The 25,555-nt window shown below is 60.3% G+C and carries 31 protein-coding genes and 1 pseudogene; 31 read left to right on the plus strand and 1 reads right to left on the minus strand.

Translation table 11 applies throughout. The features are described 5' to 3' along the window. The 23 genes and pseudogenes from ABIN98_RS28380 to ptsN all read left to right on the plus strand — a co-directional run. Positions 1 to 192: pseudogene (locus tag ABIN98_RS28380) on the plus strand (arylsulfatase); the annotation flags it as partial. Then, positions 152 to 664: a hypothetical protein gene (locus tag ABIN98_RS28385; protein WP_394701652.1), complete on the plus strand. Its 513-nt coding sequence runs from the start codon at positions 152 to 154 to the stop codon at positions 662 to 664. The pseudogene ABIN98_RS28380 and the gene ABIN98_RS28385, both read left to right, overlap by 41 nt. 124 nt (positions 665 to 788) lie before the next feature. Continuing rightward, positions 789 to 1,088 (plus strand): hypothetical protein, encoded by a 300-nt coding sequence (locus tag ABIN98_RS28390; protein ID WP_346915557.1) that lies wholly within the window; start codon positions 789 to 791, stop codon positions 1,086 to 1,088. Between the two features lie 18 nt (positions 1,089 to 1,106). Next, on the plus strand, positions 1,107 to 1,529 hold the full coding sequence (locus tag ABIN98_RS28395; RefSeq protein WP_346915559.1) for a cysteine rich repeat-containing protein: 423 nt from the start codon (positions 1,107 to 1,109) through the stop codon (positions 1,527 to 1,529). A 97-nt stretch (positions 1,530 to 1,626) separates the two neighbouring features. Next, positions 1,627 to 2,148: a hypothetical protein gene (locus ABIN98_RS28400; RefSeq protein WP_346915560.1), complete on the plus strand. Its 522-nt coding sequence runs from the start codon at positions 1,627 to 1,629 to the stop codon at positions 2,146 to 2,148. A gap of 158 nt (positions 2,149 to 2,306) precedes the next feature. Next, entirely contained in the window at positions 2,307 to 2,945 is a 639-nt protein-coding gene (locus ABIN98_RS28405) for an MBL fold metallo-hydrolase (RefSeq protein WP_346915562.1), read from the plus strand. A gap of 4 nt (positions 2,946 to 2,949) precedes the next feature. Beyond that, the gene (locus ABIN98_RS28410; RefSeq protein ID WP_346915564.1) at positions 2,950 to 3,393 is read left to right on the plus strand and encodes a hypothetical protein; all 444 of its coding nucleotides are present in this window, start codon (positions 2,950 to 2,952) and stop codon (positions 3,391 to 3,393) included. Further along, on the plus strand, positions 3,314 to 3,868 hold the full coding sequence (locus ABIN98_RS28415; protein ID WP_346915566.1) for an alkyl sulfatase dimerization domain-containing protein: 555 nt from the start codon (positions 3,314 to 3,316) through the stop codon (positions 3,866 to 3,868). The genes ABIN98_RS28410 and ABIN98_RS28415 overlap by 80 nt, the downstream gene beginning before the upstream one ends. Then, positions 3,855 to 4,295: an alkyl sulfatase C-terminal domain-containing protein gene (locus tag ABIN98_RS28420; protein WP_346915568.1), complete on the plus strand. Its 441-nt coding sequence runs from the start codon at positions 3,855 to 3,857 to the stop codon at positions 4,293 to 4,295. Before ABIN98_RS28415 ends, ABIN98_RS28420 begins: the two co-directional genes overlap by 14 nt. Before the next feature lie 217 nt (positions 4,296 to 4,512). Then, complete coding sequence (locus ABIN98_RS28425) at positions 4,513 to 4,713, plus strand: hypothetical protein (RefSeq protein ID WP_346915570.1); 201 nt, start codon at positions 4,513 to 4,515, stop codon at positions 4,711 to 4,713. 88 nt (positions 4,714 to 4,801) lie between these two features. Continuing rightward, entirely contained in the window at positions 4,802 to 5,773 is a 972-nt protein-coding gene (locus ABIN98_RS28430; RefSeq protein ID WP_346915749.1) for an HAD family hydrolase, read from the plus strand. Positions 5,774 to 6,036: 263 nt separating this feature from the next. Then, positions 6,037 to 7,212 (plus strand): alpha-D-ribose 1-methylphosphonate 5-triphosphate diphosphatase, encoded by a 1,176-nt coding sequence (locus ABIN98_RS28435; protein ID WP_346915572.1) that lies wholly within the window; start codon positions 6,037 to 6,039, stop codon positions 7,210 to 7,212. A gap of 97 nt (positions 7,213 to 7,309) precedes the next feature. Beyond that, positions 7,310 to 7,564, plus strand: a complete 255-nt coding sequence (locus ABIN98_RS28440) for a hypothetical protein (RefSeq protein ID WP_346915574.1) — start codon at positions 7,310 to 7,312, stop codon at positions 7,562 to 7,564. Between the two features lie 174 nt (positions 7,565 to 7,738). Beyond that, positions 7,739 to 8,128 carry a Cu(I)-responsive transcriptional regulator gene (gene cueR / locus ABIN98_RS28445; RefSeq protein WP_346915576.1) on the plus strand — a complete coding sequence of 130 codons (390 nt, stop codon included), beginning with the start codon at positions 7,739 to 7,741 and terminating at the stop codon, positions 8,126 to 8,128. Then, a complete protein-coding gene (locus ABIN98_RS28450) occupies positions 8,125 to 8,547 on the plus strand; it encodes a cytochrome c (RefSeq protein WP_346915578.1) in 423 nt (140 codons plus the stop codon). Before cueR ends, ABIN98_RS28450 begins: the two co-directional genes overlap by 4 nt. 156 nt (positions 8,548 to 8,703) lie before the next feature. Beyond that, the gene (locus ABIN98_RS28455) at positions 8,704 to 10,041 is read left to right on the plus strand and encodes a multicopper oxidase family protein (protein ID WP_346915580.1); all 1,338 of its coding nucleotides are present in this window, start codon (positions 8,704 to 8,706) and stop codon (positions 10,039 to 10,041) included. Between the two features lie 155 nt (positions 10,042 to 10,196). After that, positions 10,197 to 10,817 (plus strand): ribonuclease D, encoded by a 621-nt coding sequence (locus ABIN98_RS28460; protein WP_346915582.1) that lies wholly within the window; start codon positions 10,197 to 10,199, stop codon positions 10,815 to 10,817. Between the two features lie 398 nt (positions 10,818 to 11,215). After that, on the plus strand, positions 11,216 to 11,878 hold the full coding sequence (lptC, locus tag ABIN98_RS28465; RefSeq protein ID WP_346915584.1) for an LPS export ABC transporter periplasmic protein LptC: 663 nt from the start codon (positions 11,216 to 11,218) through the stop codon (positions 11,876 to 11,878). Between the two features lies 1 nt (position 11,879). Then, a complete protein-coding gene (gene lptA, locus ABIN98_RS28470; RefSeq protein WP_346915586.1) occupies positions 11,880 to 12,434 on the plus strand; it encodes a lipopolysaccharide transport periplasmic protein LptA in 555 nt (184 codons plus the stop codon). Positions 12,435 to 12,590: 156 nt separating this feature from the next. Next, the gene (gene lptB, locus ABIN98_RS28475; RefSeq protein WP_346915751.1) at positions 12,591 to 13,346 is read left to right on the plus strand and encodes an LPS export ABC transporter ATP-binding protein; all 756 of its coding nucleotides are present in this window, start codon (positions 12,591 to 12,593) and stop codon (positions 13,344 to 13,346) included. A gap of 68 nt (positions 13,347 to 13,414) precedes the next feature. Next, positions 13,415 to 14,974 (plus strand): RNA polymerase factor sigma-54, encoded by a 1,560-nt coding sequence (rpoN, locus tag ABIN98_RS28480; protein WP_346915588.1) that lies wholly within the window; start codon positions 13,415 to 13,417, stop codon positions 14,972 to 14,974. Between the two features lie 307 nt (positions 14,975 to 15,281). Next, positions 15,282 to 15,869 carry a ribosome hibernation-promoting factor, HPF/YfiA family gene (gene hpf, locus ABIN98_RS28485; RefSeq protein WP_346915590.1) on the plus strand — a complete coding sequence of 196 codons (588 nt, stop codon included), beginning with the start codon at positions 15,282 to 15,284 and terminating at the stop codon, positions 15,867 to 15,869. Between the two features lie 66 nt (positions 15,870 to 15,935). Next, entirely contained in the window at positions 15,936 to 16,403 is a 468-nt protein-coding gene (gene ptsN / locus ABIN98_RS28490) for a PTS IIA-like nitrogen regulatory protein PtsN (protein WP_346915592.1), read from the plus strand. A gap of 94 nt (positions 16,404 to 16,497) precedes the next feature. Here ptsN and mdoH read toward each other — a convergent pair whose 3' ends face one another. Further along, entirely contained in the window at positions 16,498 to 18,327 is a 1,830-nt protein-coding gene (mdoH, locus tag ABIN98_RS28495) for a glucans biosynthesis glucosyltransferase MdoH (protein WP_394701653.1), read from the minus strand. 115 nt (positions 18,328 to 18,442) lie between these two features. Between mdoH and ABIN98_RS28500 the strand changes: the two genes are divergently transcribed. From ABIN98_RS28500 to ABIN98_RS28535, 8 genes are all read left to right on the plus strand, one after another. Next, positions 18,443 to 19,441: a zinc-binding alcohol dehydrogenase gene (locus ABIN98_RS28500; protein WP_346915596.1), complete on the plus strand. Its 999-nt coding sequence runs from the start codon at positions 18,443 to 18,445 to the stop codon at positions 19,439 to 19,441. Positions 19,442 to 19,480: 39 nt separating this feature from the next. Then, on the plus strand, positions 19,481 to 19,882 hold the full coding sequence (locus ABIN98_RS28505) for a 6-carboxytetrahydropterin synthase (protein ID WP_346915598.1): 402 nt from the start codon (positions 19,481 to 19,483) through the stop codon (positions 19,880 to 19,882). Beyond that, on the plus strand, positions 19,875 to 20,936 hold the full coding sequence (locus ABIN98_RS28510) for a glycosyltransferase family 4 protein (protein WP_346915600.1): 1,062 nt from the start codon (positions 19,875 to 19,877) through the stop codon (positions 20,934 to 20,936). Before ABIN98_RS28505 ends, ABIN98_RS28510 begins: the two co-directional genes overlap by 8 nt. Further along, the gene (locus tag ABIN98_RS28515) at positions 20,933 to 21,730 is read left to right on the plus strand and encodes a class I SAM-dependent methyltransferase (RefSeq protein ID WP_346915602.1); all 798 of its coding nucleotides are present in this window, start codon (positions 20,933 to 20,935) and stop codon (positions 21,728 to 21,730) included. Before ABIN98_RS28510 ends, ABIN98_RS28515 begins: the two co-directional genes overlap by 4 nt. 390 nt (positions 21,731 to 22,120) lie before the next feature. Next, on the plus strand, positions 22,121 to 22,372 hold the full coding sequence (locus ABIN98_RS28520; protein ID WP_346915604.1) for an acyl carrier protein: 252 nt from the start codon (positions 22,121 to 22,123) through the stop codon (positions 22,370 to 22,372). 1 nt (position 22,373) lies between these two features. After that, positions 22,374 to 23,555, plus strand: coding sequence for an acyl-CoA dehydrogenase family protein (locus ABIN98_RS28525; protein WP_346915606.1), 1,182 nt, complete (start codon positions 22,374 to 22,376; stop codon positions 23,553 to 23,555). 7 nt (positions 23,556 to 23,562) lie between these two features. Then, positions 23,563 to 24,471 (plus strand): amino acid--[acyl-carrier-protein] ligase, encoded by a 909-nt coding sequence (locus tag ABIN98_RS28530; RefSeq protein ID WP_346915608.1) that lies wholly within the window; start codon positions 23,563 to 23,565, stop codon positions 24,469 to 24,471. A 16-nt stretch (positions 24,472 to 24,487) separates the two neighbouring features. Then, positions 24,488 to 25,489, plus strand: a complete 1,002-nt coding sequence (locus ABIN98_RS28535) for a DUF1839 family protein (RefSeq protein WP_346915610.1) — start codon at positions 24,488 to 24,490, stop codon at positions 25,487 to 25,489. Positions 25,490 to 25,555: the final 66 nt, after the last annotated feature.

Genomic DNA, 25,555 nt, shown 5'->3' on the forward strand with positions numbered 1-25,555 from the left:
GCCGAAGGCTTTACCTGGCCTGATGGCGGCACAACGCCGTTCAAGGGCTGGAAAGGCATGGGCACCGAAGGCGGCTTCCGTGTTCCGCTGGTTGTTCGCTGGCCCGGCAAGGTCAAGCCCAACCAGGGTGATCAACGGAGTGATGTCCGGCATGGACTGGTTCCCGACCTTTGCCGCTGCCGCCGGTTATGATGGCGATATCGCTTCTGACCTGACCAAGGGTAAGACGCTCAACGGAACGGAGTACAAGGTCCATCTCGACGGCTATAACCAGCTCGACATGCTGACCAAGGGTGGCAAGTCGGCACGGAACGAGCTCTGGTATTTCACCGAGTCCACACTCGCGGCGGCCCGTGTCGGGGATTACAAATACACCTTCATCGAGCAGCCCGATGGCTGGTTTGGACCGAAGGTGCCGCTTGATTGGCCAGGCATTGTGAACCTCAGGCTGGACCCCTTCGAAAAGATGAATGTCGGGGATTCCCTGTTCGCCGGAAACTGGTGGGCAGATGAGTTCTGGCGCTTTGTCTTCGTCCAGCAGGAAGTCGCCAAGCTTGCGAAGACCGCGCTTGACTTCCCGCCAATGCAGCCCGGCGCAAGTTTCAATCTGTCCGGGATCAAAGCCAAGATCGAAAAGGCGATGTCAAACCGGGCCGGAAACTGAGCCCAAAGACGGCAGTCCGGGCCGTAACCGGCCCGGACTGCAACCCAAGACTTCGCGGCAGCCGAAAATAGAAAGGACGGCCGCCACGGCCACAACAGTCAACGCAAGTAGGGAGACGTCGGCAATGCTACGAAAACACTGCTTCACTTGGGCTTTCGCCATATCGGCGGCGCTTCTGCTCGATCCGTTACCTCTGTTGCCCTTCGGTGTTTCGAATGCACGTGCCGAAGTCGGCCGTCCACTGACGCCGGTCAGTGTCGCTGGGGTTTCCAGACGGACCGCACGGCGCACCACGCGGCGCGTTGCCTACCGGAATTCAGTCTCCGGATGTTCACCTTATCGCACTTACTACAATTGCGGCGGCGTCTACTACGCTCCGACCGTTCAGAACGGCGTGACTGTTTACGTCGTCGTCAATCCATAGACGCGATCGGAGGGGAAGATGACCAAACCAGCAAGTTTTGCCGTTCTATTCGCCCTGGTGCTCACATCGGCAGCCTTCCTGCTGCCTCAGCCGGGACGGGCGCAGGGTGTGCTCGAGGCGTGTGAGAAGCCGATCCAGGAACTGTGTGCCCAGGTCACCCCGGGAAGCGGGCGGATAATCTCGTGCCTGTATGCGCACGAGGATCAGCTCGAGGAAGCCTGCGCCAATTCAATCTCCGATATTGGAGATATTCTGGATCATGTTTTCGCAACCATTCGCGATGCTATGGCGATCTGTGCGGCCGATATCGAGAAACAGTGTCCCAACACGGAGTTCGGCGGAGGCCGCATTATGTCCTGTCTGCAAGAGAACGCCGCCAGAATTTCCCCGGAATGCCTCGCGTCAGTCGACAAATTCGCTGCGGAGCTTGCGTCCGAATAAGAGGTGAAAAGGGGAGCGATCCGGTGCTGAGGAAAACAGCCTGCAAACGAGGGGGCACCGGTTGGCAATTCAGAACCAAATTGGGAAGGAGGCTTCGATGTCTGGTAAGACGATTCTTTCGTCGGGCGCGGGCAAACGCCCGGACACCGGCCGTACCGGCAAGAACCTTGCGACGATACTCGCCTTTTCTTTCGCGGCATCCCTCGCAGCCCCGGCAGCGATTAGTTGCGGTTTTCACAACACCATACCGGAGACGAGACTCGATGGTATGTATCCTGGCTCTCTCTCGGTGGCGGTGGCCTTACGTAACGCGGCGGACAGAGGAGTTATTGACGCCGCAGCCCTCGATGCGCCGCGCAACGTAGCGACCCTCTTCCTCAATACAATGCCGCGTTTGCAGCGGTTTCGGAAAACTCTTGACGCTTCCGCCACCGCTGCGGAACTGCCGGCAAGCTTCTCTCTGGGCTACGTGGAAAGCGGCTTGTGGACACGGTTCTCGCAATCTGACGGCAAGGTCGGAATAAAGATCCATTACCGATGGCCCCAGCGAAAGGGAGGCGGTTGTGCTGACGGGAGAACCCGTGCTGACAGCAATTCGCGCCGGGACGCTCTCCTTTGACGATGCCTTGGCGCAGGGCCTCGTGGTCATCGAAGGGAACGGAAGCGAGACGGCAGCGATCCGTCACGTGTTCCTCGCCGCCTCCCCTGCATCTCGGATCAGCAGGCGATAGACCAACAGACAATCTTTGCTCTCTCACTATGTACGGAGAAATGGTAATGAAACTGAAGCCACTGCTCCTGGCCACCATATTGGCAACCGGCCTCGGTCAAGCCGTTCTGGCACAGGATACTGCCAAACCCGCCACAGAGGCGACAAAAGAGGCCAATGCGGCACTGCTCAAGGAATTGCCCTTCAGTAACAGGCAGGCCTTCGAGGACTCCAAGAAGGGCTTCATCGCTCCACTGGAAAACAACGGCGTGGTCAAAAATGCAAAGGGAGACGTTATCTGGGATCTGACGACGTTTGACTTCCTGGCGGGCGACAATCCGGCACCGGACACCGTCAACCCCAGCCTCTGGCGTCAGGCGCAGATAATGCAGCACTTCACCGGACTGTTCGAGGTGACAAAGGGCATCTATCAGGTTCGCGGTCTGGACATCTCCAACATCACCTTCATCGAGGGGCCGGACGGTGTGATCGTGATGGATCCGCTGGTATCTGCCGAAACCGCCAAAGCAGGGTTGGATCTCTATCGAAAGCATCGCGGCGACAAGCCCGTCGTGGCGGTGATTTTCAGCCACTCCCACATCGATCATTACGGCGGTGTCAAAGGTGTCGTGAGCCAGGGACGATATCGATTCCGGCAAGGTCAAGATCTATGCGCCGGAGGGCTTCACGGAAGCTGCCCTCAATGAAAACGTGATCGGCGGTAACCGCCAGACACGCCTCAGCGGCTACCAGTACAGCCAGTTGGTGACGCCGGGCCCTACTGGCAGCGTGACAAGTGGTCTGGGCCTGATCAATTCCAGAGGAACCATCACCTTCGCCGTGCCGACCAATGTGATCACCGAGCAAGTGCAGAAGGAAAAGATTGCCGGTCTGGATATCGAGTTCATGCTCGCTCCGGATACCGAAGCACCTTCGGAAATGTTCTTCTATATCCCAGAATACAAGGCACTCTCCACCGCGGAGGACGCAGTCCACACGCAGCACAATGTCTATAGCCTGCGCGGGGCCAAGGTCCGTAGTGCGTACAACTGGGCCAAATACCTGAAAGAAGCCAATGAACGCGTGGGGCGGCGAAGCCGAAGTTCTCTACGCGCCGCATCACTGGCCCGTTTGGGACAAAGAGCGCGTCAGTGAGCACCTGACCAGGCAATCTGCCGCCTACAAATATATCAACGACCAGTCGATCCGCCTGGCGAACTCGGGTTACGACATGATCGAGGCCGCCGAGATGATCAAGTTGCCCAAGGACCTTCAATCCGAATGGGGACTGCGCGGCTACTACGGCACGACCAATCACAACGTGAAAGCAGCCATCGACAAACAGTTTGGCTGGTATAACGGCAATCCTGCCACACTGCACCCGCTGCCCCGGGTCGAAGCCGCCAAGAAGTACGTCGACTACATGGGCGGTGCCGATGCAATCGTTGAGAAGGCTAAGGTCGATTTCGACAAGGGCGACTACCGTTGGGTTATGCAAGTGCTGATGCAGGTGGTCTACGCCGATCCCACCAACATGGCGGCGCGTAATCTCATGGCGGATGCCAGCGAGCAGCTCGAGCTATCAGGCCGAAGCAGGAACCTGGCGCGGTTGGTATATGAGCGCTGCTAAGGATCTGCGCGAAGGTGTTAAACCCGTTTCGGTCGCCGTTTTCGCAAGCCCCGACACCGTCTCTGCCATGCCGCTCGAACTGTTTTTCGACTTCCTCTCAATCCGTCTGGATGGTCCCAAAGCGGAAGGCAAGACGATCAAGTTGAATATGGATCTCCCTGACACCAAGCAGAAATACCTGCTGGTGGTTCAGTATGGCGTTCTCCAGTACCACAAGGACCAGCAGGCAAGCGACGCCGATGCCAGTCTCACCCTTGACCGGGCGACCTTGAACGAGGTTATTGCCGGAAAGCTGAAGGTCGAGCAGGGCGTGACAGGCGGCAAGATTAAGCTCGACGGGGATCCCAAGAAATTCGAGGAGTTCGTCGGACTGCTGGACAGCTTCGATCCCTGGTATCAGGTCGTGATGCCGGTAGGGACGAAGTAACTCAAGATCAAGGCCGGTGCCTTCGGGCGCCGGCTACCCGGCTTCTTTTGAAAACGGTGAAGAAGACATTCGGATCAGAACTACCAAAAGATAACATGGGACTGATTTGCATTTGCCATTTTAGGAATTTTTTGAGTGGAGTGACCCAAAGGGAGATATTCAATGCGTTCGACAAAATTTCTGCTGGCCGTTGCGATCGTGGTCGCCACCCCCGACCATGGCTTTTGCTGACTGTAACTCGGATATCGACAAGGTGGAGGCCGCTCTGACCCGGGCCGATGATATGGGCATCGGTTTCGAGACTGCCGACAAGATGCGGGCGCTCCTGGAGAAAGCCTATGAAGAGCACCGCAAAGGCAATGAAGCCGCCTGCCAGGAACTGATCGATCAGGCCAAATCGATGGGGGCTATTGAGTAAGGCCGATCGACTTTGAAAAGAAGGATAGGCCTCCCGCGACAGCCGTATTCAGAAAGGTGATCCGATGAGCTCCAAGTCATTTTCAAAAATGCTTATTGCCGGCCTGTTCGGGCTTTTGCTCTGGTGTGCGGGCGCCGGTGCTCAATCCGACCCGCTCCCGTCCTGGAATGACGGCGCCAACAAGCAGGCGATCATCGCCTTCGTGGACGCTGTCACCACACAGGGCGGCCCGGATTATGTGGCCCCATCCGACCGGATCGCGACCTTCGACAATGACGGCACGCTCTGGGTCGAACAGCCCATGTATGTGCAGCTTGCCTTCGCGCTCGACCGTTTAAAGGCGTTGTCGAAACAGCATCCCGAATGGAAAGACCGCGAGCCCTTCGCCTCTGCCCTGGAAGGCGGGGTCAAGCTGCTTGATGAATTCGGCGACAAGGGGGTTCTTCAGATTGTCGCCGCCACTCATGCCGGCATGACGACCAAACAGTTTGACGCCATTGTCACGGACTGGATCGCAACCGCCAGGCATCCGGAAACCGGCAAGCTCTACACCTCGATGATTTACCAGCCGATGCTTGAGGTGATGGACTACCTGAGAGCCAACGAGTTCAAGGTCTTCATCGTCTCCGGCGGCGGCATTGCCTTCATGCGTCCGTGGACGGCCGCAACCTACGGCGTCGTGCCTGAGAATGTCGTTGGCTCCTCGATCAAGACACAGTTCCTCCTGCGCGGCGGCGTGCCGATCATCTTCCGGCTGCCGGAAGTGGAATTCATCGACGACGGTCCGGGAAAACCTGTCGCGATCCAGCGTTTCATCGGTAAACAGCCGATTGCCGCGTTCGGTAATTCCGACGGCGATCTCGGCATGCTGGCCTGGACGAAATACGGACCGGGGAAACGCTTCGTCGCATTGGTCCATCACGATGATGGGAAGCGGGAATATGCTTATGACAAGGAGTCCCATTTCGGAAAGTTGGACAAGGGGCTCGCTGCTGCGAAGGATCATGGTTTTCCGCTTATCAGCATGAAAAACGACTGGAAGCGGATCTTTCCGGACTGATCAGGCCTTGCGCTTGACGAGAAACCGCCCGTGATTGTCACGAAGAACGTCGTTCGCGCCTGCGCCATAGCCACAAACCCTGTTCGGGGACTGGGATTGGCTCGTTGTCCACTGTTGAGCGAACCCGGCAAATCATTTTTATGGGTCTGCTGCAACAACTGTCATGAAGACAGGCGATTGTCCCCGCCGGTATTTTCAAATCCATATAGGCTGTGGCCGATCCGGCTCTGTTCCGGAGGGCGATGACCGGAAAGGGGACAAGGATGAACATCGCGCAGCAATCGAACCTGGCCGGCGGAGAGGCCGCCGTTTTCAAGAATGCGCGGATTATCCTCGCCGATGAAGTGATCACCGGGCATGTCGCCGTGAGCGCCGGAGTGATCGTCGCCATCGATACCGGCGTGGCGCCGCAGGGCGGGATCGACCTGGAAGGCGATTACCTGCTGCCGGGCCTCGTCGACATCCACACCGATCACTTCGAAAAGCATCTGTATCCGCGTGCCCACGTGCGCTGGGATCCGGTGCGGGCGGCGCTGGCTCATGACGCCCAGATCATCGGCGGCGGTGTCACCACCGTGTTCGACAGCCTGTGCGTCGGCGCGACGCTGAAGAACCCGCAGCGGCGGGAAATCTTGGCGCCGATGATCGAGGCTTTGGAGACAACCCAGAATGCGGGCATGCTGCGCGCGGAGCATCTGGTCCATCTGCGCTGCGAGATCACCGACGCGGAATCCGCAAGGCTGGTTGAGGAGAATATCGGGCGGGAGATCGTCCGGGTGATTTCGGTCATGGAACATCTGCCCGGCCGCCGCCAGAGCAAGGATGTGGAAGGCTACATGCAGCGGCGCATGGCCGACACCGGCCTTCCCCGCTCCGTGGTCGAGCGCGACACGCAGGAGCTTTTGAACTTCTCAGACGAGATCAGCGCCGCTGTCCGGCCCGCCGTCGTCCGCATGGCCCATGACCATGGCCTGCCGCTTCTGAGCCATGACGACACCGATCCGGAACACATCGATCTTGCGCTCGCAGAAGGCATTGCCATATCCGAATTCCCCTGCAGCCTCGAGGCCGCCCGTCTGGCCCGGGAAAACGGCATGATCACGGTCGGCGGCGCCCCGAACGTCCTGCGCGGCGGATCGCAGTCGGGCAATGTCGCCGTCGCGGAGCTGATGGCGGAAAGGCTCGTGGATATCCTGGCATCGGATTATGTGCCGCGCTCGCTTCTCGATGCGGTCTTCCTGATTGCGGCCACGGAGCATTTCGAGGAGGATCTGCCGGCCGCGGTGTGCATGGCGTCGAAGACACCGGCGGAGGCCGCCAACCTTGAAGACCGTGGTGAAATCGCCGTCGGCCGGCGCGCCGACCTGTTGCGGGTTGGCCTTCATGGCGGCCACCCCTACCTGAGAACCGCCTGGCGGCTTGGAGACCGGGTGCTTTAGGAAAGGCCGTCTGCACATCTGCTCGGATCTGGCGCTTAATGCCAAGCTAAGGTTTTTTGGAACTTATTGAGTGGAAGAGACCAAAGGGAGAATTTTTATGCGTTCGATAAAATTACTGCTGGCCGCCGCCGTCGTTGTCGCCACACCCGCGATTGCCTTCGCGGACTGCAGCGCCGATATCGACAAAGTCGAGGCAACGCTCGGGCGTGCCGACAGCAACGGGATCGATTTCGAGACCGGGAACCAGATGCGCGCCCTTCTCGAAAAGGCCTACAAGGCGCATAAGGAAGGCGACGAGGCCGCGTGCCAGGAACTGATCGATCAGGCGAAATCGATGGGCGGCGTGGAGTAGTCCAGCAGAGCCCGGAGCTTCCGGAAGAAAGCAATTTGGTCATTGCGGGCGATCCGGCGTCAGGACCGCCCGCAATGACCCATGGCCGATAAGTCTTGACCTTCCAGCTACTGGAAGTCTTATCTTCGGACGGATGACCGGTTCGAACGATGAGACGCCAGCTGGGAGCTCGACATGAATATCGGACTTGCGGCCGAACAATCCAATCTGCCGCCGAAGACCATCCGCTACTACGAGGACATCGACCTGATCCGGCCCGCGCGTTCGGAGAACGGCTACCGGGACTATTCGGAAACCGATGTTCACAGGCTGAAATTCCTGCAGCGTTCGCGCAGCCTCGGCTTCACCATCGACGAGTGCCGTCTGCTGCTGTCGCTCTATGAGGACGAGCATCGGGCGAGTGCGGACGTGAAGGCGATCGCGCTCGCCAAGATCGACGAGATCGACCGGAAGCTGGCCGAACTCCAGTCCCTGCGGGCAACGCTGGCAAACCTGGCCGGGAATTGCCACGGCAACGACAAGCCGAATTGCCCGATCATCGACGACCTTGCGGGTGAGACATGAAGAAACCGGTTCTGATAGCCGCTGGTGTCGCGGTGGTCGCCTTGGCAGGCACTCTCCTGCTGAAAAAGGACGACGAGGCGTCGGTTGCAGCTGCTGCCGGAAGTGCGCTGGTTGCGGTCAAGGTACCTGCTCTGGGCGACGAGGCGCTGAAAGGCGAGGCGCTGTTCAACGACAACTGCGCAAGCTGCCATGGAAAGAATGCGGCCGGCCGGGACGGCAACGGTCCGCCCCTGGTTCACAAGATCTACGAGCCGAACCACCATGCGGACGGCTCTTTCTATCTGGCGGCCATGCGTGGCGTCAGAGCCCATCATTGGCCCTTCGGCGACATGCCGCCGGTCGAGGGCATAAGGGAAGATCAGGTGGCCAGCATCGTCACTTATGTGCGGACTTTGCAGCGGGAAAACGGCATTTTCTGACCGACAGGTCCGGCTCGCTCGATCAGCAGCATTGGGCGCCGGGGAGGATACGTCATGGCAAAAGGCAGATCAGGTTTCAGCGGAATCCGGAAAAGCGACATCTTGTTGACCCGCCGCGCTCTGTTGGCGGGAGCAGGAGGGCTTGTCGGGTCCACAATGGCATCCGGTGCATTGTTCAGCGCTGCCCGAGCGGCCGACGGCTTTTTCGAAATCACCGCCGGACCGGGCCAATACAAGCTCTACAGCGAAGATGCCGCTGCCTCGGACCTGTGGATCTATAACGGCGGCCTGCCGGGACCGGAAATCCGGGTCCGGCGCGGCGAACGGGTCAAGGTGCGCCTGATCAATGCTCTCGAAGAGGCAACCTCGATCCACTGGCACGGGGTTCGGATCGACAACGCCATGGATGGGGTCTCCGGCCTGACCCAGGATCCGGTGCCGCCTGGCGGAACGTTCGAATACGATTTCGTCGCGCCTGATGCCGGGACCTATTGGTATCACGCCCATAACAAGAGCTGGAACCAGGTCGGTCGGGGTCTCTACGGTCCCCTGATCATCGAGGAGGACGACCCGGTTTTCGACCGCGACCACGATCTCATGCTGATCATGGACGACTGGCGTCTCAATGACGACGGACGTCTCGACACGGCTAGTTTCGGTTCCCTGATGGATTGGTCTCATGCCGGCCGGCTCGGCAACTGGCTGACCGTGAACGGGAAGAGCGATCCGTCGTTTTCGCTCAATGCGGGCGAGGCCTACCGGATCCGTCTAGTCAATGCGTCCAACGCCAGGGTGCTGGAACTCGATCCGGACCGCATCGGCGGCCAGGTGATCGGTTATGACGGGCAGGTCTTGACTGATGCCGAACAGACGACAGCGCAGGCCCTCGTCATTGCCCCGGCGCAAAGGGTCGATCTGGTCGTTGTTCCAGAAGCCGGCCGCGATCTTGCGCTTGTGGAGGTCTCCACCAGTCAGCGGTTCGCCTTTGCCGAATTCAAGGTCACCGGGGACGGTAAGGGCAACCCGCCCGCGCGCCTGCCCCAGGCCAACACGCTTCCCGCGCCAGACCTTTCGAATGCGAAGCGGATCGTCCTCGACATGACAGGCGGGGCGATGGGCCAGATGGGACCGATGCGTCACAAGGGCCTGATGATGACCCGGGACGATATCCGGGCAACCGGTCAGGTCTGGGCCTTCAACGGGATCGCGAATGTGGACGAGGAGCCCTTGTTCGAGGCCGCTCGTGGTGAAACCGTTCTCCTTGAGACGATCAACAACACTGCCTGGCCCCACGCAATCCACCTTCATGGACATCATTTCCGGACCGTCGGCGCGGATGGAACGCTGGGTCCCTGGCGGGACACGTTCCTGATCGAACGGGGAGAAACCGTCAAAGTCGCGTTTCAGGCCGACAATCCCGGCAAATGGCTGTTCCACTGCCACATGCTGGAACATGCGGCGGCCGGCATGACGACCTGGATCAGGGTGACCTGAACGAGGTGGGGGCTGCGGTGCTTGCCAAGTTCCCGGCCATGATTTACGTCAGTGCCACCGTTCCGGCGGGCCTCCCCGCCGGTTCTTTTTGATGCGACCGGCGCTTCGCGATCGACGGCCGGGCTGAAATTTCATGTGAAGGAGCCGTATTCGGCATGACCATCCGCTACCACAAGAACGACCTGCCCGACCTGAGCGCCTACGCGCAAGCCGATGCCGTCGCCGTTGATTCCGAGACCCTTGGGCTCAATCCGCACCGCGACCGGCTGTGTGTCGTTCAGCTGTCTCCGGGCGACGGAACCGCCGACGTGGTGCAGATCGATCGCGGCCAGACGGAAGCGCCGAATCTCGTGGCCCTGCTGTCCGATGCGTCCAAGCCGAAGATCTTTCACTTCGCGCGGTTCGATGTCGCGGTCCTGCACCAGTATCTCGGAGTTCACGTGACGCCGGTCTGGTGTACGAAGATCGCCTCCAAGCTGGTGCGCACCTATACCGATCGTCATGGTTTGAAGGACATCACCCGCGAGCTTCTGGGCGTGGAATTGTCCAAGCAGCAGCAAAGCTCCGACTGGGCCGCCGAGACGCTGTCGGACGCCCAGCTATCCTATGCGGCCTCCGATGTGCTGCACCTGCATCAGTTGAAGGCGCGGCTGGAAATGATGCTGGAGCGGGAAGAGCGGACTCACATCGCGCAGGCCTGCTTCGAGTTCCTGCCCACCCGTGCCGAACTTGACCTGAAGGGCTGGGAGGAAACGGATATTTTCGCCCATTCCTGATGGCATTCGGATAGATTGCCGAATGGATGGAAGCGCAAAAGCCTGTAATCCTGTTTCTGAATTCCTATATGGGTGCCGAGGGGGAGTCGGGACCGGTCCGCGGAATGCGGATTAGAGCGAGTTGGATCTAAATTGACACATTTGATGGTGAAAAGCGGTTCATTCGGCAAGGCGCGTCGTGAAGCGCGATGCGGCGCATCGGGCGAACGGCGCAACGCTGCCGATGGGCTGCTTTTCGCCACCCGAAGGGCCGGGCGCTTTTGCCCGCTGACTGCGTTGGCTCGCGCTTGTGGTGGAACCACATCACGGCGCGCAACCCGCCTTGTCAGCAGACAAAATCACCTCGGTCAAATGCGGCAATTTAGATCTAACTCGCTCTAGAACTGCGGGGTTGAACCGTGACGCTTGATGTTGCCGATACCCATCCTCTGCGCGCAGCGCTTGTCGGGGTGAGGGAGATGACGCGTGCCCAGAAAACGGCGCGCCGGCACAGCCGTGCGGTCAGGTTTCTTCGATTTTTCTTCCCGGCAGTCGGTGTTCTGATCTTTGCCGGCATGGTCGGACTGATCGTCGTCTTCAATTACCTGTCCGATCTCGGCATCGGCGCCGTCAGCCTCACGTCCGAGGGGCTGGTCATGCACCGACCGGAACTGTCCGGCCATGATGGTGACCGTTCCTACAGGGTGACGGCAACCCGGGCCGTACAGCGGCTCAGCAATCCGATGATCATCGATCTGGAAATGATCCGGGCGGATATCGTTCCCGGTCCCAACCAGCTCGCCAAGGTCACCGCCCTGAAGGGCATATTCGATAACAGCAAGGAAACGCTGAAGCTTTACGACGGGCTTCAGCTCGAATGGAGCGAAGGCTATACCGTCGACCTGTCCGAAGTATCGATCGATCTGAAGACGGGCGAGGTGCGCACGGACGAACCGATTTCGATCCGCTCCGAGAAGGGAACGATCAGGGCCGGTCGGTTGAGCTACGATCAGGAAGCAGGCAAGGTGCGGTTTACCGACGGAATCAAGATGACCCTCCAGCCGACGGAACAGGGGAAATAGAATGAGTAAACTGCTCCATCTGGCACTTGCAGGCGTGCTTTGCGTGTTGGCATTTCCCCATGTCGCGTCGGCGCAGACCTTCTCCGATGCCTTTGCAGGGTTCGGTTCGAACTCCAAGGAGCCGATCCAGATCGAGGCGGAACAGCTGGAGGTCGAGGACAAGTCCAACAGCGCCACGTTCAAGGGCGATGTGGTCGTGTCTCAGGGCGACACCCAACTGAAGACCGAACGGCTGCGCGTCTTCTACGACGGATCCGCGACAGGCGACGTTCAGCAGAAAATATCGCGCCTGGAGGCTTCGGGACGGGTCCACATCACGGCCAAGGATCAGACCGCCACCGGAGACCAGGCGAGTTTCGACATGAACCGTCAGGTGATGGTCATGACCGGCAAGGAAGTGGTTCTGAGCCAAGGGCCGAACGTGGTGGTGGGCAACAAGCTGACCGTCAACCTGAAAACCGGGACGGCGAACCTGCAAGGGGGCGTTTCCGGAACGTCCTCGGGGTCTGGTCGCGTGAAAGTTCTACTTCAGCCGAAAAGCCTCAATAAGAACTAATTTCGGTCATAACGACCGCAAGACCTGCCCGGGCGCCTGCCTTCTTCTTAACTCGACAGAGGAAGGGCGAAGCCTTAAGAAAAGGGCTGCGCGCTCAATCAATGGATCGCATTTGTGAAACTGTTTTCCATCGCCTCGACAGCCACGCCCGTGGACATGAATGAAATGTCCGAAGACGGTCATGACCCGACCGGAGCCCTGGTGGTGGACGGTATCGGCAAGACCTACGGCCGTCGTCAGGTGGTCAAGTTCGTGAGCCTGGCGGTTCGACCGGGTGAAGCCGTCGGGCTGCTGGGGCCGAACGGCGCCGGCAAGACCACGACTTTCTACATGATCACCGGCCTGATCCGCCCGGATCAGGGTGCGATCATGCTCGACGGCCTGGACATCACCAAGATGCCCATGTACCGCCGTGCCCGCCTCGGTATCGGCTATCTGCCGCAGGAAGCCTCCATCTTCCGCGGGCTGAGCGTGGAGGAAAACATCCGCGCCGTGCTCGAGGTGATCGAGCCGAACCGGAAGAAGCGCAACGAGGAACTGGACAACCTGCTGGCCGAATTCGGCCTGACCCATCTGCGCAAGTCGCCTTCGATCGCCCTGTCCGGCGGCGAGCGGCGCCGTGTCGAAATCGCCCGGGCGCTGGCCAGCCGCCCGTCGTTCATGCTGCTCGACGAACCCTTTGCGGGCATTGACCCGATCGCGGTCGGCGATATCCAGCAACTCGTTCGGCACCTGACCCAACGCGGCATCGGCGTTCTGATCACCGATCACAACGTGCGCGAAACCCTCGGACTGATCGACCGGGCCTATATTATTGCGGCCGGCGAAGTGCTCACCGAAGGCCTTCCAAACGAAATCGTAACCAATCCGGACGTTCGCCGCCTTTATCTCGGGGAACAATTTACGCTTTGATGACAGGTCCCCTAATACGCTATAAGCAAGAAGTGGACCAAAACATCAGCAGGGCGCGCCGGGCGTAAATGGCAATTTCAACAAAGCTGGAGATGCGACAAAGTCAGTCGCTGATCATGACGCCTCAGCTCATGCAGGCGATCAAGCTGCTGCAATTGTCGAACCTCGATCTTGTCGCCTATGTCGATGCGGAGCTGGAGCGCAACCCGCTTCTGGAAAAGGGGGACGGCGACCTTCCCGGCGGTGGCGAGAGTGACGCCGGCGGCGCGCTGTCCGAAGGCGGGGATTACTCAGGAGAGGATGCAGGAGCGGCCGCATCCGGCGGCGAACCGGCCTCCGGCGACTGGATGGAAAGCCAGCTGGAAACCGGCTCGGAAGCCATCGCCTCGCGGCTCGATACCGATCTGGGCAACGTGTTTCCGGATGAACCCGGCGTACCCGCATCGCCCGATCCGGCGGCGCTGAAGGGCGGCGACAGCTACAAGAATGTCTCCAGCGGCTCCGCCGGCGAGGATTACAACCTTGAAGCCTTCGTGGCGGAGGAAGAGTCGCTCGTTCATTCCCTGGAAGACCAGATGCATCTGGTCATCTCCGATCCGGTGGACAAGCTGATCGGCAATCACCTGATCAATTCCCTGGATGAGAACGGTTATCTCGATCTGGATCTCGCCGAGGCCGCCGAACAGTTCGGGGTGGAGGAAGACCGCATCGAGAGTGTTCTTGCGCTGATGCAGACCTTCGAACCGGCCGGCGTCTTCGCCCGTAACCTGCGCGAATGCCTCAAATTGCAGCTGATGGACCGGGATCGCTTCGATCCGGCGATGGAAGCGCTGATCGAAAACCTGGATCTCCTGGCGCGGCACGACTACGCGGCCTTGCGCAAGGTCTGCGGGGTGGATGACGAGGATCTGACCGAGATGGTCGCGGAAGTGCGGGCGCTGGATCCGAAACCGGGCAGCGTCTTTGGATCTGCGCTGGTCCAGCCGCTGGTGCCCGATGTCTTCGTCCGCAGGGCCAGCGACGGCTCCTGGTCGGTCGAACTGAACTCCGACACCCTGCCCAAGGTGCTCGTCAACCAGACCTATTACGCGACGATTACCAAGACGGCGCGCAACGAAACGGAAAAGGAATACCTGACCGATTGCCTGCAAACGGCCAACTGGCTGGTGAAGAGCCTGGACCAGCGGGCCAAGACTATCCTCAAGGTATCCACAGAGATCGTGCGCCAGCAGGACGGATTTCTGACCTATGGCATCGAGTATCTGCGGCCGCTCAATCTCAAGACGATCGCCGATGCGATCGGTATGCATGAATCGACGATCAGCCGGGTGACGTCGAACAAATACATGGCGACGCCCCGCGGTATTTTCGAACTGAAATACTTTTTCTCCTCCGCCATTTCGGCGACGGAAGGTGAGGATGCCCATTCGGCCGAAAGCGTCCGCCACAAGATCAGGCAGATGATCGACGCGGAATCTCCCGACGCCATTCTGTCCGACGACACCCTCGTTAAGCTTTTGAAAGATGACGGAATCGATATCGCCAGGCGCACGGTCGCGAAGTACCGCGAGGCCATGAAGATCGGATCCTCCGTTCAGCGGCGGCGGGAGAAGCGCGCGAACCGTTAGATCTCCTGACGCAACGTAGCAATGTTGGGGACGGGTCGCCTGAGCGGCCTTTCACTTCGCAAACCGGATGTGTCCTGCCTCTACGATCGAATACACAAATCGTGAAGAAATCTGCGCGAAAATGCGCGGTCCTACAATTGACACAGGCAGGGCACGAGCTTATACGACCGTCCGCATGACGAGAGACGAAGGGGATGGCGCTCGGGCGCTGACTGGTCCATTCTGTAGGTCTGAAACGTTCACCGCGTTTCGGGCGCCGGCACGGTAGCCGGTGACCTATCGGTCGATACAAGAATAAGAGGTCCCCATGACATTACGGATTTCGGGAAAGAACGTGGACGTTGGCGACGCATTGCGGACGCACGTCACGGACCGGATTGAAGATGCGCTGTCGAAGTATTTTCCCGGCGGCTACAACGGGCACGTCACGTTGAGCCGGGAAGGAACAGGCTTCAAGTCCGAATGCACGTTGCATCTGGATACCGGGACGATCCTCCAGGTATCCGCGCAGGACCAGGAACCGCGGTTGAGCTTCGATCTTGCGGCCGACAAGATCGAGAAACGCTTGCGCCGCTACAAACGCAAACTGAAGGACCACCATCTCAACAACGGGTCCGGACGTGAAGCGTTCGAAGCTGTGTCCTACGTTCTGGCATCGCCGGAAGAGGAAGAGGAAGTGCCGGAGGATTTCAATCCTCTGGTGATTGCCGAGACTTCGGCAAAGGTGAAGACCATGACGGTCGGCATGGCGGTCATGGAACTGGACCTGAGCGAGGCTCCGGTCGTGATGTTCAAGAATGCGGCCAATGGCGGTATGAATGTGGTTTACCGCCGGGCAGACGGAAATATCGGCTGGATCGATCCGGACCTGGTCGCGAAACAGGCTGCGGAATAAACCAGAAGAATCCGGGTCGGACCCGCGCGGCAGCGTCGGTCCGGTCCCGGACAGTGGCAGGCAAATATGGATCTGAGTGATCTTCTGACGAAGAATGCGGTGATTGCGGGGCTGAAGGCGAAAAGCAAGAAGCAGGCAATCCAGGAAATGTCGGCTAAGGCAGCGGCACTGACGGGGCTTTCCGAACGCGAGGTGTTCGATACGCTGCTTCAGCGAGAGCGTCTCGGTTCGACCGGTGTCGGTCATGGCATCGCCATTCCACACGGCAAGCTGACGCGTCTGGACCATCTGGTCGGCCTGTTTGCCAGGCTGGACAAACCGGTCGATTTCGATGCACTGGACGACCAACCGGTCGATCTGGTCTTCCTGCTGCTGGCGCCCGAAGGCGCCGGCGCCGACCATCTGAAGGCACTTGCCCGCATCGCTCGCCAGCTGCGCGACGCCAACGTGACCCAAGGTCTTAGGGCGTCCCATGATCCCAACGAGATCTACGAGCTGCTTACCCAGCCGATCGCCTCGTCGAACGCTGCCTGACGGCGGGCGCTTCCTCTCAAGATCCAGGATCTGCAGAGATTAAAAAACCGGCCCTCGAGAGGCCGGTTTTTTGCTGCGTAAGAGCTGGCAGGTTTCAGGCTTCGACGGGAATGGGGACGGGAACCGGTTCGCCGTTGACAGGGACATCGTCCCAGGACTCGATTGCTCCGGCGAACTCGCGTTCGGCCAGCGCGGGAAGGGCCAGGGCCCAAAGCTCGGCCGGCGGGTCGCTTTCTTCCGGGATCCGCCAAAGGGTGGATTTGATGCCTGCGAGGCCCAGGACGTGCGTGGACGTCAGGATCGCGGCGGGAATGGCAAGAAGCGGTCCGACGGCAATCGGCAGCACCGGCCAGACGAGGGCAAACGGCTGCTGGCTGATCCAGGCCATGGCGGCCAGCCCGAACAGGGTCTGCGGCCAGAGTTTCCGGGCGGTCAGGCCGAGCGGAAGACGCTCCAGATCGCGCCCCTGCGCGCCCCAGCCGATGGTCTTGCCGAAGATGAGCCCGCCGATGAACAGCGTGTGGGCGACGGCCATGATCGGCGCGAGCATTGCGGCATAGAGGATTTCGCCGGCGGAGCTGATGATGACCCTGAAGAAACCGCCGAAGGCGCGGCGCAGGTCGGCGCGTATCAGGATATCGGCGATGGTTGCCAGCTTGGGCGCGAAGACCATGGTCATGATGATCAGGAAGATCGCCGCACCCGTATCGGCCCTGTACGGGGCCGCACCGGTATCCGCCATGCCGAGCCACGCGGCCGAGACCATGAAACCGACCCACGCCGGAGACCCGATGAACATCAAAATGGCGAGAACGAGCTGAATGCGGCTGACCGGCTTGAGGCCGGGCATGTTCAACAGCCGCTTGTATTGCAGATTGCCCTGGCACCAACGCAGGTCTCGGCGGATGAATTCCAGAAGGTGGGGCGGGTTTTCCTCGTAGCTGCCGCCTTCCTGCGGCAGGACCCGGACCTCATAGCCGGCCCGGCGCATCATCACCGCCTCCACCTGGTCGTGGGACAGGATCCAGCCCGACAGCGGGCCCTTGCCGGGCAGTTGCGGCAGGCGGCAGTGTTCGATGAACGGCTTGATCCGCAGGACCGCATTGTGCCCCCAGTAGGGGCCGCAATCGCCCTGCCACCAGGCGCTGCCGATGGTGTAGGAACGCATGCCGAGGCGCATGCCGAACTGGAAGATACGGGCAAAGGCACTGTCCGTCGGCAGGCCGACCACGAGGCTTTGCAGGATACCGAGCTTCGGGTTGGCCTCCATCCGGCGGACAAGGCCGAGCATGGCCTCCGCCGACATGTAGCTGTCCGCATCGAGAACCAGCGCGAAATCGTAGTCCTTGCCCCAGCGGTCGCAGAAATCCTCGATGTTGCCGGCCTTGTAGCCCGGGTTGTCTTCCCTGCGGCGATAGACGATCGCGATCTTGTTCGACCAGCGCTTTGCGAGCCGGTCGGCCAGGACTTGTTCCGCCTGCACGATCTCGTCCTCGAAGCTGTCGCTCAGGACGAACAGGGTGAAAGCAGAAGATTCGCCGCTGCGAACCAGGTTTGCCAGCATCGCGTTGAGGGTCTTCTCCAGCCGGGAAACGTCTTCGTTGCGGACACAGGACAGGATTGCCGTCCGGCTGGTGAGCGCCGCGGAGAGATCGCCCGCGTCGATGGGGCAGACCATCCTGGCCGGATCGCGCGACAGGCGCATGACCGCAAGACCGATGACGGCGTTCCAGAACCCGATAATGGTCCAGGGCAGGGTGACGATGAAGCAGCCGAGCACGAGGAAGTCGAGCACGCCATAGCCGTTGGGAGAAAGGGTCACCGCCATCAGCACCGTCAACGCGGCGAAACTGGCGATAAACAGGGTCAGAAAGGTGATCCTGCGGGCGGTCATGGCCGGTTGTGACTGTTGGAAAAGAGACATTTCAAATCCAGCGCGCATATTTGTGACTTTCAAAACCTGTCCTGATCGCAGTAGGGATCTTGTCATCTGCTGATACGGAATAATGACAACGGCATTTTGTCGATCGGGTTGTTTCATGACGAATTTCGACGAATTTACGGCAAGCCCCGAAAATCCCAGGGCGCTCTGGTACACCGCGCCGGGCGCCTGTGCGGTGCGTGCCGAAAAACTTCCTCGTCTCGAAGACGATGTGGTGCGGATCAGGACCCGGGCAAGCGGCGTCAGCCGGGGAACGGAACGCCTGGTTTGCCGCGGAAACGTGCCGCAGGCCGAGTGGCAGCGCATGCGCGCGCCCTTCCAGGAAGGCGATTTTCCCTTTCCGGTCAAATACGGCTATGCCGCGGCCGGTATCGTCGAGGCAGGCCCCGATGAATTTCTGGGCAGCAGTGTCTTTTGCCTTTATCCACATCAGTCTGTCTTTACCGTCTCCGCCGGGCACGTGGTCCGGATTCCCACCGGCATCTCCTTAGAGCGCGCCGTGCTGGCTGCCAATATGGAGACTGCCCTCAATGCTTTATGGGACGGAATGCCTTCACCTGGGGATCACATCTGCGTGGTCGGCGGCGGCGTCGTCGGCCTGTTGACCGCTTATCTCGTCGCCCGTCTCCCGGCGACGCGGGTGACGCTGGTGGACGTCAATCCGGTGAGGCGGGACATTGCCGAGGCCTTCGGCTGCACATTCGCCCTGCCGTCAGATCTGCCGCAGGATCAGGATCTCGTGTTCCACACCAGTGCAACCGCTGCCGGGCTTCAATCGGCGTTAAGTGCGGCCGGCGACGGCGCGACCGTCATCGAAATGAGCTGGTACGGCGACGAGCCGGTTCCGGTTCTCCTCGGCAGCGACTTTCACAGCCGCCGTCTTGTCCTGAAATCCAGCCAGGTCGGCCGCATCAAGGCCGAACGCCGTGACAGGTGGAGTTTCAAACGGCGGCTGGAAACCGCCATGTCGTTATTGGCCGATCCCGTGCTCGACCGCCTGATCAGCCATCGTATTCCTTTCGACAGCGCGCCGGAGCGCCTGCCGGACCTTTTCAACGACCCGAACGCCCTTGCGACGGTTCTCACCTACGAATGAACCCGTTCCCTCTTTCCAAACCTGAGGAATTTGAAATCGATGTTTGCAGTTGAAGTTCGAGACCATGTCATGATCGCCCATTCCTTCAAGGGCGAGCTGTTCGGCCCGGCCCAGGCGCTGCATGGCGCCACCTTCGTGGTGGATGCCGCGTTCCTGGCCGCGACGCTTGATGAAAACGGCGTGGTGATCGACATCGGCCGGGCGCATGAGGCGCTGAAAGAAGTGCTGGAGCCGCTGAACTACAAGAACCTGGACGACCTGCCGCAGTTCGCCGGGATCAACACCACGACGGAATTCCTGACCAAACACGTGCATGACCATCTGGCCGCCGCTGCCCGCGGCGACCGCCTCGGCCGTCCGGGATCGGAGATCGGCGCGATCCGGGTGACCATTTCCGAATCCCATGTCGCCCGCGCCTGGTACGAGGCGCCCATTGGCTGAGCCCGGCCGTCAGATCGTCTTTGCCTATCCGGGCGACTTGGAGACACCGACCGGCGGCTACGGCTACGACCGTCGGATCATCTCCGGACTGCGGGACAAGGGCTGGACAGTGGATCTTCTTCCGCTCGGAGACGGGTTTCCCTTTCCCGAAGCTGAGGTCCTTGACGAGGCTGCGCGCCGGATCGAAGCCTTGCCCTTGGGGAGCCGGATCGTGATCGACGGACTGGCCTACGGCGCAATGGGGGAGATGGCGGAACGGCTGGCAGGAAGCCATGACCTGATCGCTCTGGTGCATCATCCGTTGTTCCTGGAAAACGGTCTGCCGCAAGAAACAGCGGACCGTCTGCGGGCCTCGGAAAAAGCGGGACTGGAACAGGCGCGGACAATTATCGTGACCAGCCCGGCGACGGCGGCGCAGGTGCGAGACTGTTTCGGCATTGCCTCGGAACGGATCCATGTCGTTCTGCCCGGCACCGACCGTGTCGTAATCGGGATGAAGCCGGAGACGAACTGTCCGAACCTGCTTGCCGTCGGCACCATCGTGCCGCGCAAGGGATATGATCTTTTGTTCCAGGCCTTGGCCGGGTTGACCGATCTGCCCTGGCGCCTGGGCATTGTCGGCGATACCACGCGAGACGAAAGCTGTTTTCGGATGCTCAAAACCCAGCTCCAGGCAAACGGACTGCAGGACCGGGTGACGTTTCACGGCGCCGTTCCGCCGGAAGACTTGGCCGACTTTTACACCAAGGCCGATATCTTCGCCCTGGCGAGCCGTTACGAGGGCTACGGCATGGCTTATACCGAGGCTTTGGCTCACGGGTTGCCCGTGATCGGCAGCGGCGGCGGCGCGGTGCGTGAGACCTTGCCTGAAGGTACCGCGATATACTGCGGTGTGGAGGATGTGGGCCGGCTCACGGCTGCCCTGAAGTTGCTCATTTCGGATACGCAGGCGCGTGAGGACCTTGCGGCGGCTGCGCGCCAGGCCGCCGAGAAGTTGCCGACTTGGGCGGACGCGGCCGATGCGTTTTCCGCCGTTCTGGAGGATAGGTCATGAGCGGATTTTCCGCCGACTGGTTGCGGCTTCGGGAACCGGTGGATCTGGCGGCTCGCAACGAGCAAGTCGAAGACGCATTTCTGTCTGCCCTTCCCAAAGGGCCGGTCCGCCTGATGGATCTCGCAAGCGGGGCAGGCTCCACTGTCGCGGCCCTGTCCGGTCGTTTGAAAACGCATCAGGACTGGATCCTGACCGACAACGATCCGGCCCTGCTGGAAGTTTCCCGCCGCCGGTTCTCCCAGTTTGGACAAGGCACGGTCGCGTACCGTCAGGTGGATCTTTCCGGCGATCTCGCCACACTGCCCTTCGCAAGCGTCGACGGGGTGACGACATCCGCCTTTCTCGATTTGGTCACCAGGCCTTTTCTGGAGCAACTCGTCAGCCTCGTTACCGCTGCGCGCCTGCCGTTTCTCGCCAGCCTCACCTATGACGGCCGCGCTTCCTGCATGTCCGTCGATCCGTTCGACGAGGATATTCGGCAGGCGATGAACGCCCATCAGAAGACGGACAAGGGATTTGGTGCCGCCCTTGGTCCCGATGCGGCGGTCGCGGCCGAAGCGCTGTTTGAAGCCGCCGGTTACCGGGTGGTGTCCGGCCATTCTGACTGGCACGCGGATCGGGATGCGCAGGCCTTTCAGCGGAAACTGATTTCCGGCTGGGTATCTGCCGGGTCGGACATGGGACTGGATCCGGAACGGCTGTCCCACTGGCTGGAGATGCGGACGGAACAGATAGCAAAGGGCGCGCTCGCGATCGAAGTCGGGCACCGGGACATGGCCGCCATTCCTCTCTAACCCATGTGCTCGAAGAGTTAGCCGTTTAGGGAGCAGTCTGAATGGTCTGGATCTGATTTTCGGACGGGAAGGGATCCTTCAGTGGACACTTTGAGAAACAATTGCGCGTCTGAAGAGCGCCTCGGATAAGGTTCTCTCAGGGATATTATAAGCAAAAATACGATGATTACGCAGAGGCGCTTTCTTAAGTGCCTCTTTTTGTTGTGAAAAGCGTTCTATATTAAATAAATTTAATAATCGTTTTAGGTTAACAATTTGCTTTTTAACTTTATCAATAAATTAACCAAGCGTTTTAAGGTAAGTTTATCTATTATTCTCTAGTTAGATCTTACGAGGTGCGCAAACAGCCGGACAAAATCATCAAACCGGCACAATCGACAGGAAACCACTATGACGACCATTATTCGCGAGCTGTTGGCCAAGCACGGCAGTCTTCCCGTTTCTGTTGACCAGTTGAAAGACACCGACGACCTCTATGAAGCGGGTCTGTCCTCCTTTGCCTCCGTCCAGCTCATGCTGGCGCTCGAGGACGAGTTCGATGTCGAATTCCCGGAAAACCTCCTGAACCGCAAATCGTTCTCGTCCATCGCGGCGATTGCCGAGGCGCTGTCCCAGATCACAGAAGACAAGAAGGTGGCCTGATATGAACGTCGCAGGTCCGATTTCCGCGCTGAGCCTGACTGAACGGGCCGAGCGCGCGGCAAAGGTTGCCGGCGAATTCGCCGACAGGGTGGATGCCGAGGCCCGCTTCCCGACCGAAGGTATGGAAGCGATCAAGGCCGAGCGGCTGATGGGCATCATGGTGCGTCCCGAACTGGGTGGCGAGGCGGCGACCCTGACCGAGATCGCCGAAGTCTGCTCCATCCTGGGTCAGGCCTGCGCATCGACGGCCATGATCTACGCCATGCATCAGATCCAGATCGCCAGCCTTGCGGACCACGCGGTCGGCAGCGACTGGCACCAGGCGTTTCTGAAGCGGATCTGCGAAGAACAGCTGCTGATCGGCTCCGCGACGAGCGAAGCGGGGATCGGCGGTAACCTGCGCAATTCCATCTGCGCGGTCGAAGTGCAAAACGGCACCGTCCGCCTGGAGAAGGACGCCACCGTGATTTCCTACGGCGAAGCGTCGGATGCCATTATGGTGACCTCGCGCCGGAACGCGGACGCGCCCCATTCCGATCAGGTCGCGACCCTGTTCCTGAAGGATCAGTACACGCTTGAGCACACCGCCGACTGGGATACGCTCGGCATGCGCGGCACCCGGTCCGACGGCTACATCTTCCGCGGGGAAGCGCCGGCGGAGCAGATCCTGCCCAAGCCTTTCGCGGAAATCGCGGCCCAGTCCATGCTGGCCGTGTCGCACCTGTTGTGGGGTGCCCTGTGGTTCGGCATGGCGGCCGATGCGGTTGCCCGCTCCCAGGCTTTCGTCAAGGCGGCAGCGCGCCGGACCCCGGGCCAGACGCCTCCGGGCGCCCTGCGTCTGGCAGAAGCCTCGAGCATGCTGCAGCTCATCAAGGCCAATCTGATTTCCGGCCTGAAGCGCTTTGAAGCGGCCAAGGGCAATCCGGACGCGCTCAACGCCATGAGCTTCTCGGTGGAGATGAACAACATCAAGGTCGGCACGTCGCAGATGATCCTGACGATCATCAACCACTGCATGCTGATCTGTGGCATCGCCGGCTACAAGAACGGAACGCCGTTCAGCCTGGGCCGCCATCTGCGCGACGCGCATTCGGCCCAGCTGATGATCAACAACGACCGTATCCTCGGCAACACGTCGAACATGCTGGTCGTCAAGAAGCAAGACACGAGCTTTCTGGGGTAATCAGGCCATGGACGCGCAAGTTTCCTTTCTCGACCAGCTCTTCAACCAGGGCATCCTGCACGACAGCGGTGTCGACGGCCTCTATGCCCGCAGCGGCGTCTTCGAGGACGTGATCTCGAAGTTCGAGGCCTTCGCCCTGACCTTCGGCCAGGATGAGATTTCCGAAGCCATGGTGTTCCCCCCGGGCATGCCGATGACGGATTTCGAAACCAGCGGCTACATGAAGAACTTCCCGCAGCTTGCGGGCACCGTGCACGCCTTCTGCGGCAACGATCACGACCACATGGGCCTGATCCAGTGCATCGCCGAGGGCAAGGACTGGACCGACAAGCAGAAGGCGACCGATGTCGCCCTGACGCCGGCCGCCTGCTATCCGCTCTATCCGATTCTGGCGAAGCGCGGACCGCTCACCGCGGACGGCGCCTACGTCGCGCTGCAGTCCTACTGCTTCCGTCATGAGCCCTCCAGGGATCCGGCCCGCATGCAGATGTTCCGCCAGCGCGAATATGTCCGCGTCGGCAGCCCGGAACAGGCCATGGACTTTCGGGAAACCTGGAAGCAGCGCGGTCAGGAGATGATGAAGATCCTTCAGCTTCCCCACGAAGTGGAAGTGGCGAACGATCCGTTCTTCGGCCGGGCCGGACGCATGATGGGCGTCAGCCAGCGCGAGCAGGAGTTGAAGTTCGAGCTGGTCGTTCCGGTGAACTCCACCGCGAAGCCGACCGCCTGCATGAGCTTCAACTACCACATGGACAATTTCGGCAAGGCCTGGAACATCAAACAGGCCGACGGCTCTCCGGCACACACCGCCTGTGTCGGTTTCGGCCTTGAGCGCATCGCTCTGGCGCTGTTCCGTCACCACGGTTTCGACGTCGAAACCTGGCCGGAAGGTGTCCGCAAGGCGCTTTGGGGTTAAGGGGATAGGTGCAATCATGACGGACGCTGTCTTTCCGGCACTCAAGCCGGACGGTTACCAGCGCCATGCGCTGCATTCCGCCGAACGGGACTGGCCGGAGACCAACTGCTACCTCGATGTCTGGATCGAGGTGCTGCCGGCCCTCGGCCTGCCGCCGGAGGCCTGTCTGGGTTATTCGGTCACCCAGGATTTCGAAGGCGATCAGTTCACCTTCTTCAAGGTGCCACTGGAAGATCTGGAGGCCCTCTACGGTCTGAAGGTGACCGAGCTGGCCATCTACGACCGGGTGGAAAACCACGTGCTGGAACAGATCCGCCGTGGTCGCCTGTCTCTGGTGGAGGTCGACAGCTACTTCCTGCCGGACACCCATGGCGTCGGCTATCACCAGGCCCACGGCAAGACCACGGTCGCAGTGAACCGGCTCGATATCGAAGGCCGGTCCATGGATTATTTCCATGGGCTCGGGCTGCACCATCTGGAAGGAAACGACTTCGATGGCGTGTTCCATCGCAATGTTTCCGAACAGGCCCCGGCCTTCCTGCCTTACACGGAATTCGTGAAATTCCCGGACGGGCCGAAGCCGGATGCCGCGCAGATTGTCGAGACCGCGGTCGAGCTGTTGCGCCGTCATCTGGCGCGCCGGCCGAAAGCGAACCCGATCGCGGCCTTTTCGAAGGTCTTCCCGGAACAGGTTGAAGCGGTTGCCGACCGGCCGTTCGATTTCTTCCATCTTTATGCCTTCAACACCCTGCGCCAGCTGGGTGCGAATTACGAATTGTTCGCGAGCCATCTCGACTGGCTTTCAGCCGGCGGCGTCAATGGGCTCGAAGTTCCGGCGGAAGCCGCCAAGCGGATTTCGACCACCTGCAAGACGGTCCAGTTTCAGCTGGCCCGGGCGGTGATGCGCAAGAAGTTCGACAAGCTCGTCCCGGCCTTGCAGCCGGCGGTCGAAGCCTGGGACACCATCATGACCACGCTCGACACTCAATTCGGCAAGCCTGCGTCGAAGGCGGCCTGAGGGGCGGAGCGGCCGGGCGATATCATGGATCGGGGCAAGACGGTTTCTGTCAGGGGGCGCTATAAA

It is taken from the genome of uncultured Roseibium sp., assembly GCF_963675095.2.
Lineage (GTDB): Bacteria > Pseudomonadota > Alphaproteobacteria > Rhizobiales > Stappiaceae > Roseibium.

Bases quoted from the DNA above. Each gene is read 5' to 3' on its own strand.
- ABIN98_RS28535 (WP_346915610.1), top strand. From the start codon at position 24,488: ATGACGGACGCTGTCTTTCCGGCACTCAAGCCGGACGGTTACCAGCGC.
- ABIN98_RS28405 (WP_346915562.1), top strand. From the start codon at position 2,307: ATGAAACTGAAGCCACTGCTCCTGGCCACCATATTGGCAACCGGCCTC.
- ABIN98_RS28505 (WP_346915598.1), top strand. From the start codon at position 19,481: ATGTTTGCAGTTGAAGTTCGAGACCATGTCATGATCGCCCATTCCTTC.
- ABIN98_RS28500 (WP_346915596.1), top strand. From the start codon at position 18,443: ATGACGAATTTCGACGAATTTACGGCAAGCCCCGAAAATCCCAGGGCG.
- ABIN98_RS28460 (WP_346915582.1), top strand. From the start codon at position 10,197: ATGACCATCCGCTACCACAAGAACGACCTGCCCGACCTGAGCGCCTAC.
- mdoH (WP_394701653.1), bottom strand. From the start codon at position 18,327: ATGTCTCTTTTCCAACAGTCACAACCGGCCATGACCGCCCGCAGGATC.
- ABIN98_RS28390 (WP_346915557.1), top strand. From the start codon at position 789: ATGCTACGAAAACACTGCTTCACTTGGGCTTTCGCCATATCGGCGGCG.
- ABIN98_RS28525 (WP_346915606.1), top strand. From the start codon at position 22,374: ATGAACGTCGCAGGTCCGATTTCCGCGCTGAGCCTGACTGAACGGGCC.
- rpoN (WP_346915588.1), top strand. From the start codon at position 13,415: ATGGCAATTTCAACAAAGCTGGAGATGCGACAAAGTCAGTCGCTGATC.
- cueR (WP_346915576.1), top strand. From the start codon at position 7,739: ATGAATATCGGACTTGCGGCCGAACAATCCAATCTGCCGCCGAAGACC.
- ABIN98_RS28395 (WP_346915559.1), top strand. From the start codon at position 1,107: ATGACCAAACCAGCAAGTTTTGCCGTTCTATTCGCCCTGGTGCTCACA.
- ABIN98_RS28455 (WP_346915580.1), top strand. From the start codon at position 8,704: ATGGCATCCGGTGCATTGTTCAGCGCTGCCCGAGCGGCCGACGGCTTT.
- ABIN98_RS28385 (WP_394701652.1), top strand. From the start codon at position 152: ATGGACTGGTTCCCGACCTTTGCCGCTGCCGCCGGTTATGATGGCGAT.
- lptA (WP_346915586.1), top strand. From the start codon at position 11,880: ATGAGTAAACTGCTCCATCTGGCACTTGCAGGCGTGCTTTGCGTGTTG.
- ABIN98_RS28400 (WP_346915560.1), top strand. From the start codon at position 1,627: ATGTCTGGTAAGACGATTCTTTCGTCGGGCGCGGGCAAACGCCCGGAC.
- ABIN98_RS28425 (WP_346915570.1), top strand. From the start codon at position 4,513: ATGGCTTTTGCTGACTGTAACTCGGATATCGACAAGGTGGAGGCCGCT.
- ABIN98_RS28530 (WP_346915608.1), top strand. From the start codon at position 23,563: ATGGACGCGCAAGTTTCCTTTCTCGACCAGCTCTTCAACCAGGGCATC.
- ABIN98_RS28450 (WP_346915578.1), top strand. From the start codon at position 8,125: ATGAAGAAACCGGTTCTGATAGCCGCTGGTGTCGCGGTGGTCGCCTTG.
- ptsN (WP_346915592.1), top strand. From the start codon at position 15,936: ATGGATCTGAGTGATCTTCTGACGAAGAATGCGGTGATTGCGGGGCTG.
- ABIN98_RS28430 (WP_346915749.1), top strand. From the start codon at position 4,802: ATGCTTATTGCCGGCCTGTTCGGGCTTTTGCTCTGGTGTGCGGGCGCC.
- lptB (WP_346915751.1), top strand. From the start codon at position 12,591: ATGAATGAAATGTCCGAAGACGGTCATGACCCGACCGGAGCCCTGGTG.
- ABIN98_RS28435 (WP_346915572.1), top strand. From the start codon at position 6,037: ATGAACATCGCGCAGCAATCGAACCTGGCCGGCGGAGAGGCCGCCGTT.
- ABIN98_RS28440 (WP_346915574.1), top strand. From the start codon at position 7,310: ATGCGTTCGATAAAATTACTGCTGGCCGCCGCCGTCGTTGTCGCCACA.
- ABIN98_RS28415 (WP_346915566.1), top strand. From the start codon at position 3,314: ATGAACGCGTGGGGCGGCGAAGCCGAAGTTCTCTACGCGCCGCATCAC.
- ABIN98_RS28515 (WP_346915602.1), top strand. From the start codon at position 20,933: ATGAGCGGATTTTCCGCCGACTGGTTGCGGCTTCGGGAACCGGTGGAT.
- hpf (WP_346915590.1), top strand. From the start codon at position 15,282: ATGACATTACGGATTTCGGGAAAGAACGTGGACGTTGGCGACGCATTG.
- ABIN98_RS28520 (WP_346915604.1), top strand. From the start codon at position 22,121: ATGACGACCATTATTCGCGAGCTGTTGGCCAAGCACGGCAGTCTTCCC.
- ABIN98_RS28420 (WP_346915568.1), top strand. From the start codon at position 3,855: ATGAGCGCTGCTAAGGATCTGCGCGAAGGTGTTAAACCCGTTTCGGTC.